The 11,505-nt window shown below is 54.4% G+C and carries 12 protein-coding genes and 1 pseudogene; 7 read left to right on the forward strand and 6 right to left on the reverse strand.

The window, feature by feature from the left end:
- Positions 1 to 421: 421 nt before the first annotated feature.
- From AC2TCY_RS22725 to AC2TCY_RS22735, 3 genes are read right to left on the reverse strand one after another with little or no spacing between them, the layout of a single operon-like run.
- Positions 422 to 751 (reverse strand): L-rhamnose mutarotase, encoded by a 330-nt coding sequence (locus tag AC2TCY_RS22725; protein WP_480851004.1) that lies wholly within the window; start codon positions 749 to 751, stop codon positions 422 to 424.
- A complete protein-coding gene (locus tag AC2TCY_RS22730; RefSeq protein ID WP_480851006.1) occupies positions 748 to 1,653 on the reverse strand; it encodes a sugar kinase in 906 nt (301 codons plus the stop codon). Before AC2TCY_RS22730 ends, AC2TCY_RS22725 begins: the two co-directional genes overlap by 4 nt.
- Positions 1,650 to 2,486: an amidohydrolase family protein gene (locus AC2TCY_RS22735; RefSeq protein ID WP_480851007.1), complete on the reverse strand. Its 837-nt coding sequence runs from the start codon at positions 2,484 to 2,486 to the stop codon at positions 1,650 to 1,652. The genes AC2TCY_RS22730 and AC2TCY_RS22735 overlap by 4 nt, the downstream gene beginning before the upstream one ends.
- Positions 2,487 to 2,588: 102 nt before the next feature.
- On the opposite strand from AC2TCY_RS22735, the gene AC2TCY_RS22740 reads away from it, so the two are divergent.
- On the forward strand, positions 2,589 to 3,707 hold the full coding sequence (locus tag AC2TCY_RS22740) for a mannitol dehydrogenase family protein (protein ID WP_480851008.1): 1,119 nt from the start codon (positions 2,589 to 2,591) through the stop codon (positions 3,705 to 3,707).
- Positions 3,704 to 4,669, forward strand: a complete 966-nt coding sequence (locus tag AC2TCY_RS22745) for an aldo/keto reductase (protein WP_480851010.1) — start codon at positions 3,704 to 3,706, stop codon at positions 4,667 to 4,669. Before AC2TCY_RS22740 ends, AC2TCY_RS22745 begins: the two co-directional genes overlap by 4 nt.
- Here AC2TCY_RS22745 and AC2TCY_RS22750 read toward each other — a convergent pair.
- Together AC2TCY_RS22750 and AC2TCY_RS22755 are read right to left on the reverse strand one after the other, a co-directional pair.
- Positions 4,662 to 5,228 (reverse strand): GntR family transcriptional regulator, encoded by a 567-nt coding sequence (locus tag AC2TCY_RS22750; RefSeq protein WP_480851022.1) that lies wholly within the window; start codon positions 5,226 to 5,228, stop codon positions 4,662 to 4,664. The genes AC2TCY_RS22745 and AC2TCY_RS22750 overlap by 8 nt on opposite strands.
- Before the next feature lie 165 nt (positions 5,229 to 5,393).
- Positions 5,394 to 5,564, reverse strand: a pseudogene (locus AC2TCY_RS22755) (GntR family transcriptional regulator); the annotation flags it as partial.
- Positions 5,565 to 5,680: 116 nt separating this feature from the next.
- On the opposite strand from AC2TCY_RS22755, the gene AC2TCY_RS22760 reads away from it, so the two are divergent.
- From AC2TCY_RS22760 to AC2TCY_RS22780, 5 genes are all read left to right on the forward strand, one after another.
- Positions 5,681 to 6,703, forward strand: a complete 1,023-nt coding sequence (locus AC2TCY_RS22760; RefSeq protein WP_480851012.1) for an ABC transporter permease — start codon at positions 5,681 to 5,683, stop codon at positions 6,701 to 6,703.
- Positions 6,704 to 6,743: 40 nt separating this feature from the next.
- A complete protein-coding gene (locus AC2TCY_RS22765) occupies positions 6,744 to 7,688 on the forward strand; it encodes a substrate-binding domain-containing protein (RefSeq protein WP_480851014.1) in 945 nt (314 codons plus the stop codon).
- Positions 7,689 to 7,759: 71 nt separating this feature from the next.
- Positions 7,760 to 8,551 (forward strand): ATP-binding cassette domain-containing protein, encoded by a 792-nt coding sequence (locus tag AC2TCY_RS22770; RefSeq protein WP_480851016.1) that lies wholly within the window; start codon positions 7,760 to 7,762, stop codon positions 8,549 to 8,551.
- On the forward strand, positions 8,548 to 9,579 hold the full coding sequence (locus AC2TCY_RS22775; RefSeq protein WP_480851017.1) for a zinc-binding alcohol dehydrogenase family protein: 1,032 nt from the start codon (positions 8,548 to 8,550) through the stop codon (positions 9,577 to 9,579). Before AC2TCY_RS22770 ends, AC2TCY_RS22775 begins: the two co-directional genes overlap by 4 nt.
- A 4-nt stretch (positions 9,580 to 9,583) precedes the next feature.
- On the forward strand, positions 9,584 to 11,068 hold the full coding sequence (locus tag AC2TCY_RS22780) for a UxaA family hydrolase (protein ID WP_480851019.1): 1,485 nt from the start codon (positions 9,584 to 9,586) through the stop codon (positions 11,066 to 11,068).
- Positions 11,069 to 11,292: 224 nt separating this feature from the next.
- Here AC2TCY_RS22780 and AC2TCY_RS22785 read toward each other — a convergent pair.
- Positions 11,293 to 11,505: transposase (locus tag AC2TCY_RS22785; RefSeq protein ID WP_480851020.1), on the reverse strand; the 213-nt coding region annotated here is incomplete at its 5' end.

An 11,505-nucleotide genomic window follows, 5' to 3' on the forward strand; every position in this document is an offset into this window, starting at 1 on the left:
ACAGCGTAGGCGATGATCTCACGCGGGAAACGAAAGCCCTTCAGGCGCGGCATTTGGGCGGTATCTTCATGCGTAACGCGTAACCTGTTCACAACGCGCAGACAACTTGGCAATGCCTACCTGTCCAGTAAACCGGATTTACCCATTACAATACCCCGTCGATCTGTTTGCATTCGTTTCGGTGGCTTCATGAGCAGCCGTACACTCGGTGTGTAACGAGTGACCGCCAGTATCTGGTTCGCAGACTTCTTAAGACACTTGGTCAACCGATAGTTTCGATCGGTTCCATCATTCACATAAAGCATTAGTGCCGCGGCGCAGTTTGCAAGCCACATCATGCCTGCAACGCGCACCAATCCGCAGTCTATAGGGAGGCTAATCGGTAAGGTAGATGTACGCTATACACCACGTGGCGATTGGTTCAGTCGAGGTGGAAAACCTCTTCCATGGGAGCCCACCATTCGCTTTCGTGCCTGGTCTCCAACGGAGTCTGCATTGGGCCGCATATTTTCCACCATTCCCGTGTCACCGGGTCGGCGGCGATTGCAGCATTGTCAGCATCAAAATTGTCTCCAACATATTCCCAGTAACTGAACATCAGGTTTTCGGGTTCTCGCAGGAATATTGAGTAGTTAGTGATGTTAGATCTACGCAGACGCTCCAGCACGTCGGGCCAGACGTCCGCATGGAGGCGTTTGTATTCAGCGACATGCTCCCGACGCAACCCAATGACCATTCCCATTCGCTTCATGTTTTGTCCTTGTTTTGCGGAATAATGGCTCCTGGCTGCGCAATAACAGAAACTGCCATGGCGTGTGCGGCCTTCAGGCAATCTGCTTCGGATGCCCCGCCCAGAACCCCAGCAAGATAGGCACCATTGAAACTGTCTCCGGCCGCCGTGGTATCCACGACCTTCCTGGCACGGGGAAATGCCAATGATTGCGGAAAATTCGGAGAAAGCGAAACCGGTCCCTCGTGACCGCGCTTTAATGCGCCTGATTTGCAGCCCCAATCGTTCAGCCGATCCAGAACCGCGTGAGGGTTTGGATCGCCAAAAAGGTCCATTTCATCATCAACGGATGGCAAGGCAATATTCGTGAGTTGCCACATTTGGCTGATTTGGGACTGGGCTGTAATTTTGTCCTCCCACAGTCGGGGACGGTAATTGCTGTCAAACGCGACCAGCCCACCATTATTGCGAAAAGCTTCAAGGGTATCATACAGCGCTTCACGCGCCGTCTGAGACAGGATCGCCAAGGTAATCCCGGACAGATAGGCGATTTTCGCTTGTGTCAGGATCTGCAAATCCATCGGGTCACGAAACAACTTCCGAGCAGCCGACTCTCTGCGCCAGTAGTGAAATGACCGCTCACCTCCGGCATCTGTCGTGACTGAGTAAATCCCAAGGTTCCTGTCCGCGTCGCGCACGCAACCAGGCAGCGCGACCTGTTCCTTCGAGGCTAAGTTAGCAAGCCCCGCAGACATCGGATCCATGCCCATCCGAGTTAGAAATCCGATCTTCGCCGTGGGCCCAAGCGCGCGTTTGGCATAAACTGCCGTGTTGAATGTGTCGCCTGCAAACCCAACCCGATAGGTGGCTGTGTCTTGACGCAATTCGGCCATCGCTTCGCCGGCGCAGACTAGATCCATCATGGCTTCAACCCGTAAAAGCGGGTTGCCGTATTCCCAAACAGATTGCCTTGTTCTTCGACGCTTAGCGTGGATGCCAGCGACAAGGCGCAATTATGCCAGCTTTGATAAGTGCCAGCCAGATCCAACACCGGCCAGTCGCTTCCCCACATCAAACGCTCTGCTCCAAAACAATCCAACACATGGTCGAATACGGGTCGCAACTTGTCTGCGTTCCATCCTGCTCCGAACTCATTCGCAAGCCCGGACAGTTTGCACACGACCTGTGGAGCTTGTGCCAACCGGGCAATACCTGCACGCCACTCCTCCCCTGCATCTTGTCCATTTTGGATCACGGGTTTTGCGCAATGATCGATGACAATGGGCAGTTCGGGTATCCGGTGGGCCAAATCGGAAATCGCATCCAGGTGTCGGGGGGTAATCAGCGCATCCAGTCGCAGTCCCATCGCAGCTACAATCTCAAGATTAGAAATGACTTCGTCTCGCAGGATCCAACTGGTATCTTCGATGTCTTGAAGCATCGGGCGTACGCCTTTGAAACGGGAGTGGGCAGCAAGGTTTTGCAAGTCTGATCTTGCATTTGCTTGGCCCAGATCAACCCACCCAACAACGCCCAGAATTGCCTGGTCTTCATCCGCCAAAGACAGGAGATATTCGCTTTCCGCGACGGTTGGTGCGGCCTGAACCACTACCGTTCCATCTATACCGGCCTCTGTGCGCAACGGTAGTAGATCGCCGGGACCTAAGTCGCGTTGAATTGGGGCAACGCTGTCGTCCATCCAGAAGTAGTCACCTCGATCAAGCCTCCAGAAATGCTGATGCGCGTCTATTCTCATATTGCGATCCCGTTTTTGCGACTTGTCACACATCTCCTTGACAGCTTGAGTGTTGACAAACGGTTTATAATCATAAAAAACCATTACTAAGAGGAGGTCGCCATGTCAACAACGCCAATTGTGCAATTCGGCACCAGTCGGTTCCTGCAAGCCCACGCCGATCTATTTGTGTCCGAGGCGCAGGGGCGGGGCGAAGCCTTGGGGGATATCACTGTCGTTCAGAGCAGCGGAAGCACCGCGCGATCACACCGGTTGAAAGCTCTGTCAGCACCTGCCGGATTTACCGTACGTATATGCGGGGTCGATAAGGGTCAGGTGATAAATAAAGAGCGATGCGTGACCTCGGTAACACGGGCGTTGTCTACTCGATGCGACTGGGAAGAAATTACCAACATTGTGGTTGAAGAAGCGCAAATCATCCTGTCCAATACCTCGGACGCGGGCTTCAAGCCTTCTCTAAGCGACACGTCCAAGTCTTTTGATCAGGGGATGTCGTTTCCAGCCAAGCTCACCCATTTACTTTGGGCGCGTTTCAAGGCCAACCAACACCCTATCCAGATCATGCCAACTGAACTGCTTGTCAGAAACGGAGACGCGCTACGGAACCTTGTTCTGCCTCTGGCGGACGGGTTGTCGGCGGAGTTTGCTGCATGGGTTGCCACCCAGGTGACATTTGTGAATTCACTGGTCGATCGCATTGTGTCCGAACCCTTGGAACCTGCCGGAGCTGTGGCTGAACCTTATGCGCTCTGGGCCATTCAGGACTGTCCCGGTCTGATCTTGCCCTGCACCCACACCGCCGTTCAGGTGGTGCCATCACTGGAACCGATCGAGGCGCGCAAGCTGTTCATTCTGAACCTTGGCCACACCTATCTTGTTGCGAAGTGGTTGGAACAACAAAAGCAAGGGGCCGAGTTTGTTCGGGATTTGATGCAAGTACCCCAAGTTCTGGCGGATCTAAAAGCGCTATATGAGCGAGAGGTTGTTCCGGGATTTGCTGCCGCAGGAATGGAACACGAGGCCAAAGCCTATGTTCACACCGTTCTGGACCGCTTCGCAAACCCGTTTCTTGAACACAGGCTGACCGATATCGAGCAGAACCACCATGATAAGCTGCAACGCCGGGTCGGAGCTTTTGTGACCTGGGCACGAGAACAGGGTTGCAGCTCTCCGATGCCTCGGTTGACCGCAATACTCCCCGAACTGGACGCCGTGTCATGAAAACAAATCAACTTGGAAATACTGATATCCAAGTCAGCGAGATATCATTTGGGTGCTCGGGTATCGGGAACCTCTACCGCGAGACTACTGAAGAGACCGCGCACGAGGTACTCTCGGCGGCTTGGAACAGCGGTATACGATATTTCGACGCCGCTCCCCACTATGGGCGTGGTTTGTCAGAAGTGCGACTGGGAGCGTTCTTGAAGAACAAACCTCGAGATCAATACGTGATCTCAACAAAAGTCGGACGGGTTTTATCACCCGGACGGCAGCAGGCCGAAGCAGACGGATTTATCAACCCTTTACCCAATAGCATTCGCTACGACTATTCGGGCGACGGAATTGAAGCGTCATTTGAACAAAGCTGCATCCATCTGGGTACAAACTATATTGATATTCTCTATGTGCACGATATCGGGACCTACACCCACGGCACCAAAAACGCGGCCCATATGAGTGACCTGATGGGGACCGGTCTTGACCGGTTACAAAAGCTAAAAGACACCGGACGCATAGGTGCGTTCGGGCTCGGCGTAAACGAAAACAAGATCTGTCTGGATATTCTCAGCGAACGGCCTTTGGACGTTATCCTTCTGGCCGGTCGGCTAACCCTTTTGGACCGCTCTGCGGAAGAGGCGTTGGTGCCCCTGTGTCGAGAGCTAAACACGAGCCTTGTTCTGGGTGGGATCTTCAACTCAGGTATTCTGGCAACAGGCCCTGTTGATGGGGCCAGCTATGATTATGGTCCTGCTCCGCAGGAAATACTCGAAAAAGTGGAAACGCTTGAAAGCTGCGCAATAGCGCATGGTCTGCCATTGGCAACTGCCGCGCTGCATTTCGCGCGGACGCATCCGGCTACTTCTTCGGTTCTGATAGGAACGGCGAAGCCCTCATCTCTGCAACGGAATTTAGACGCGCTTGCCACCCCCTGGACGGTGGTAGCACAACGGGCATTCAAGTAAATCTGTGACTTCGCATGGAAGCCAAAAGCGTACGCTTTGCTGTGGCCAGATGTTCCTTGGCGGCATGCAACGCCGCCTCTTCATCACGTGACAGAAGTGCTTCGATCAAGCGTAGGTGCTCGTTGATCGCTTGCTCGTTCCTGGTCTTTTCCGTGTCTTTTTCCCATTGGTAGTGATAGTGGAAGATCATTGAGATCACACGCTGAAACTCTTTCACGAACCTGTTTTTGACAACGCTGTAAAGGGCCTCATGAAAGGATTCATCGAGCCGGGAAAAATCGTGAAATCGAGTATCTATATTGTCCGCGAGCTCGAGATGTTTCTGCTTCAGTTCCGCCAGCTTCACCCAGATCGCATCTCCCTCGGGCCGTGCCACCACCTGTGAGACCGCGTTCAACTCAAGAACCGAGCGAAAATCCGACAACTCGATTGCAAAATCTTCGGTAAATCCCACCAACCCCCATCCCCCTTTTGGGCGACGCTGAACCAACCCGAACCGGCTGAGTGAAGCCAGAAACTCCTGCAGGGAATGGGCCGGCACTTCGAAGTCGCGTGACATTTGCTTGACATTTAAGGGGGTTCCGGCGGGTACGTCGAAGCGTAGAACCCATTCAAAAAACCGGCTCTCCAACTCTTCTGGTGTTGGTGGTTCCGAGACAACCTCTAATCGATCTGAATCTAGCGGCTGGCGCAAAACAGTTTTTGTGCGTCCGGCCCAGGAAATGATTCTATCTTCATTGAGTTTGGTCAGCGCGGATCGTATTACAGTCCTGCTGACGTTTAGATCTGTTGCCAAGGCAAACTCGGACGGCAATTGCGCGCCCTTCCCCAAATAGGCGCACTGATCAAGCAGCTTGTTGAAAGTACTCTTGAATCTTTCATCCGTACGCGCCACCGAAATGCCTCCAGAATTTTCACCTGTCTATAATTATAAAAAACCATTGACGCTCGGCAAGGCTTGAGATTAAATGTTTTTAATAATTTAGTACCGCGAAGATCGGGAGGACCGAAATGGTCGAATTGGTTCAACGTCTCAGAAAATCAGGGGCATCTTTGCGCCTTTCTGGCGAGGCGTTCCACAAGCTCTCAGCCCTGCTGACCATGCTTATTCTGATCATCATCTTCTCTTTTGGGAACTCCGCGTTTCTATCGGTGAACAACGGTCTGACCATCCTGCTTCAAACCGCCGTCATCGGATTATTGGGCATTGGCATGACGATGGTCATCATCACCGGAGGCATCGACCTTTCAGTGGGATCGGTTCTGGCGCTATCAGGAACGGTCACGGGCATGTTGGTCAAATCGGGTATGCCGGTTGTGCCGGCCATGCTCATTGGCGTCGGTGTCGGAGCGCTTTGTGGTGTGTTCAACGGGTTCGTCATCACAAAGATGCGCATCACACCCTTTGTTGCGACCCTTGGCATGATGCTGATGGCACGAGGCCTGGCCCTTCAACTGACCGGAGCAGCCCCAATTTCGCAACTTGGTGAAGCATTTGGGGTTCTGGGCAACGGCGCATTGTTCCGTATCGTCGAAATGCAAGCCAATGGCTTCCCGCGTGTAGTCTTTCCTGGCATCCCATATCCAGTCATTCTGCTTGCGGTGGTGGCATTTGCCGCTGCGTATCTTCTGCGCCGCCGCCAACTGGGCAAACACATTTACGCCACAGGGTCGAACGAAGAGGCCGCTCGTCTGTCTGGTGTCAATGTCGATCGCACCAAGATTCTCGCCTATGGCATGAGCGGAGCTCTTGCCGGCCTGTCCGGCGTAGTACTGATGTCGCGCCTGATCACCGCTCAACCCAACGAAGGCGTCATGTATGAACTGGACGCTATTGCTGCGGCAGTGATTGGCGGCGCGTCATTAATGGGCGGCGTGGGCACAATATCAGGCACCATGATCGGCGCCTTTATCATCGGTATCCTGCGCAACGGCCTGAACATGGCCGGCGTATCTTCATTCATCCAACAAATAATAATCGGTGCGGTTGTCATCCTGGCGGTCTACATCGACCAGTTGCGCAATCGCCGCTGATCCCAATCCAACGCTTTCCAACAGGAGGAGAAAGAAAGCCATGAAAACCACCGTAACTAAGCTGCTCGCGGCCACCGCGCTCGTTGCGACCCTTCCGGTCACAGCAATGGCCGGAGAGATAGCGGTCATCGTAAAAACCACCAACTCGAACTTTTGGCAGAACGTCAACAAGGGCGCGACCGCCGCCATTGCCGCCCAGGACGAGCACAGCATGACTTTCAATGGCCCGGCATCGGAAAGCGCAATCGCTGACCAGGTCAATATGGTAGAAAATGCCATAAACCGCGGCGTCGCAGGCATCGTGCTGGCCCCATCAGACCCGGATGCACTGGCGCCAGTTGTGAAGCGCGCCTTCGAAAGCGGTATTCCGGTCGCCATCATCGACTCCGGCCTGGGCGAAGGCGCGGAAGGCACTTACCAAGCGTTCCTGTCGACGGACAACTGCGCCGCTGGTCAACTGGTCGCCAAGTCCATGATCGACTCGGTCGGAACCGAGGGCAAAGTTGCCGTTATGTCCTACGTAGCTGGTGTGGGATCTGAAATCGGCCGTGTTGGCTGCTTTGTGGAATATCTCGGCGAAAACTCAAAGTTGGAAATCGTCGGCCCGTTCTATTCGCAGTCTCAAATGGCAACCGCATTGAACCAGACCACCGATATCCTGGCCGCCAACGCCGACCTGGTTGGCATCTTCGGCGCTAATGAACCGACTGCCGTCGGAATGGGGCGCGCGCTGGTGCAGGCTGGTAAAGCCGGTCAAGTAACCGCGTTCGGCTTTGACGGCAATGGCGATCTGCAAGACTTCGTGCGCGATGGCACGCTGCAAGCAACTGCCGTTCAGGGGTCGTTTCAAATGGGCGAACTGGGCGTGAATGCTGTGATCGACGTAATCTCCGGCAACTCGGTCGACAGCTTCATTGATACAGGCGTTGTGCTGGTTGATCAGGGTAACATCGACACCCCAACAGCGCAGAACGTTCTGTACTGATAGCCCGTTTCCGGTGCGCTGCACTCACTCAGCGCGCCGGAATTTCCAACTTCCAAACGAAGGCGTGTCCCATGTCCACAACTCACTCTGACACGGCCCCTTTGGTCGAGATGATCGACATCGAAAAGCACTTCGGCGGTGTGCGTGCTGTGAATGGTGTGTCGGTTACCCTAAATCCTGGAGAGGTTGTTGGGGTCCTGGGCCACAACGGAGCCGGCAAATCCTGCCTGATGCGAATTCTGTCGGGCGCAATGTTGCCAAATGGCGGCAGGATCAAGGTTCGCGGCGAGGATGCCTATATTCATTCACCCCACGACGCGCGGGATTTAGGTATCGAAACCATTTACCAGAACTTGGCTTTGGCTGATCATCTGGACGCGCCATCAAACTTGTTTCTGGGCCGAGAGCTAAAGACCCGCTTTGGCAACCTGGATGAAAAACGCATGATGTCTGAGGCGCGCGAGGTCCTGCGCCGCCTGAACCCGAATTTCAAAAATCTCGGTGACCCAGTGGCCAGCTTGTCCGGCGGGCAACGTCAGGTCATCGCAATTGCACGAGCGATCTATTTCGACGTTAAAATACTGATCATGGATGAGCCGACGGCGGCACTTGGCCCCTCGGAAACGGCGATGGTCGCCGACCTCATCAAACGCTTGCGAAACGAAGGTATCGGCATCTTCCTTGTCAGCCATGACATGCATGACGTGTTCGACCTATGCGACAGAGTGATGGTCATGAATAAGGGCCGCAATGTCGGGTCATACAACATTGATGAGGTGAATAAAGATGACGTGTTGAGCATGATCATCAAAGGCGAGCTCCCGTCGGACTGGACCCCCCGAAATCTTGAGGTCGCACAATGAAGGACGTGGATGCCAAATCTCAAACCATGCAATGCGGAACCTGCTTGGAACCTGGTGAATTCGTCCTGACTACGCGCGAGGCCCCGAACGAGGTGCCTGATGGCCATGTCTTGATCGATGTAGCTGCAGTCGGAATCTGCGGTACCGATTACCACATCTTTCAAGGCAAACATCCGTTTCTTCAATACCCTCGGGTGATCGGGCATGAACTCAGTGGCCACGTGGTCAATGACGCGGGATCTTTCAAGGCGGGTGATCTGGTTGTAATCAACCCTTACATTTCTTGCGGTAGCTGCCGGGCTTGTCAGCGTGGAAAACCAAATTGCTGCGCCGAGATCTCGGTTTTAGGCGTCCATTCGGACGGAGGCATGTGCGCACGCATCGCGGTCCCGCTTGGCAATCTCTATCCCGCCCACGGGCTGACGCCATTACAGGCTGCCATGGTCGAGTTTCTGGCAATCGGCGCCCATGCGGTGGCTCGCTGCGACACGCAAACTGGAGACCGGGTTCTGGTGACCGGCGCCGGACCGATCGGGCTGGGCACAGCTCTGTTTGCCCGCCTGTCTGGGGCAGATGTGCACCTGTCGGACGTCAGCGCAAGCCGGCTGGAACTGGTTCGCGAAACATTCGATTTTGACAACACCCATTTGGCCGGAGAACCGATCTTGACCGGCGATCTGGCCGACGGCTTCGATGTCGTCTTTGACGCAACTGGCAACACTGGCGCGATCGAAGCCGGGTTCGCCTATCTGGCCCATGGCAGCAGCTATGTTTTGGTAAGCGTGGTTAAGGATGATATCCGGTTCAGCGATTCCGAATTCCACAAACGTGAAGCTCTTATTATCGGCAGCCGAAACGCGCTGGACGTAGATTTCCAACGGGTAATGCAGGCTCTTCGCAACGGTGACATTGACGCCGAAGCGCTGTGTTCAGAAACCATTTCGCTGGCCAATCTGCCTGAACGGTTCAAAGCCCTGGCCGAGAACCGAGAGACCCTGATCAAAGCTATCGTCACACCCGTGTCTTAAAGCCATGCCCAAGACCATCAGACTACATCCCGACGACAATGTCGTCATCGCGCTTGCTCCCGTCTCCGCGCCTTCAGGGGCGGAGATTCCCTCCGGTCACAAGCTGGCCTCTTGCGCCATTCTCAAGGGGCAAAAGGTGCGCAAATATGGGCAGGTCATTGGAGCCGCCACAGCAGACATCGCCAAAGGTGTTCATGTCCACAGCCATAACCTCGGCATGGATGAATACAAGCAGGGTGAATCCTATGGCACGCAGATACGTGAGCTGCCCACCCCGGTTCGCGAAGATACGTTTCAAGGATATCATCGTGCCACGGGCCGAGTTGGCACTCGCAATTATGTAGGCATCCTGACATCGGTCAATTGCGCCGGTTCGGTCGCACGTTTCATCGCTGAAGCAGCATACCGTGAAGGCCTGCTGGACCAATTTCCCAATGTCGACGGGATAGTACCGATCGCCCACGGCACGGGTTGTGGAATGTCTGCGCAAGGCGAAGGGTATGATACGTTGTTTCGCACCATCTCGGGTTATGCCCGGAACCCGAATTTCGGTGCCATCCTGATGCTTGGGTTGGGGTGCGAAGTAATGCAATTGCCCAAACTGGCAGGAACCCCGCAGTTGAATGACCCAAAGCGGTTCCGTTTCATGACTATTCAGCAAACCGGGGGCACGCGGGCCACCGTGGACAAAGGCTTGGCCGCCTTGCACGAGCTAATGGCTGAAGCAAATTTGGCCACTCGCAAGCCTGCACCTGCAAGTGCACTGACGGTTGGCATGCAATGTGGTGGTTCAGATGGATTGTCGGGGATCACGGCCAACCCGGCATTGGGGCATGCTTCGGACCTTTTGGTCGCTCAGGGTGGAACCACCATCCTTTCAGAGACATCGGAGATTTTCGGCGCAGAACATCTGTTAACCTCTCGCGCCCGAACACCGGCTATTGGTGCTGCGCTCGAATCCCGTTTAGCGTGGTGGGAAGATTATTGTGCTCGAAACAGCGCTTCGTTGGATAACAATCCCAGTCCGGGCAACAAGAAAGGCGGTCTGACCACAATTTTGGAAAAATCACTGGGTGCCGTGGCCAAAGCCGGAACGGCACCATTGAATGGCGTGTATCTGTATGGCGAACAGATCGACCGCCATGGCCTCGTGTTCATGGACAGCCCAGGCTATGACCCATGTTCCGTGACCGGTCAGATTGCGTCGGGTGCAAACCTGATCGCATTCACGACCGGCCGAGGTTCAGTGTCCGGATACCAACCTGTTCCAGGTCTTAAGCTGGCTTCGAATAGCGATATGTACGCCCGTTTGTCAGAAGATATGGATGTGAACTGCGGGGAAGTTATTGACGGCGTTTCAATCGAAGAGAAGGGCCGCGAAATATACGAGATAATGTTGGCAACTGCTTCCGGGCAGCTGACTAAAAGCGAAACCCTTGGCTTTGGGATGGTCGAGTTTGTCCCATGGCAGATCGGTGCAGTTCTTTAGGTTGGCCCATCACAGTCTATGAAGATGTTTGCTTGGTTGGTCCACAAGTGACAGTCACGAAAAAATTTAGCAGGACCGTTGTCGTTTACCCAGAAGACCACATTCGATGGTATTGATCTGTTAGCTGTAGGTGCTCTGGGCAGCTTCCCGCCGATTCTGTTGAAGACCAAAGTGTTTCTTGTGCGGAATTGACGGCATTGAGCGCGGTGCGAATGCCTTTCTGGTCAGACTTTTCGCGTTTGCCGCAGTGCGGGAAAGATCTTGGCCAATTTCCGGAGGTTTTGGGCGGTGGCGGCGAGGAGGAATTCGTCATTTGCGCCGCATGGACCGCGTAATCGGAGCCGTCCCAACCCGAGGATGCGTTTGAGGTGAGCGAAGAGCATCTCGACCTTCTTTCTGAACTTCCTTGAGATGTCGTACTGGCGGGTCTTGGCAAT

The organism is Ruegeria sp. HKCCD7181 (assembly GCF_057221055.1).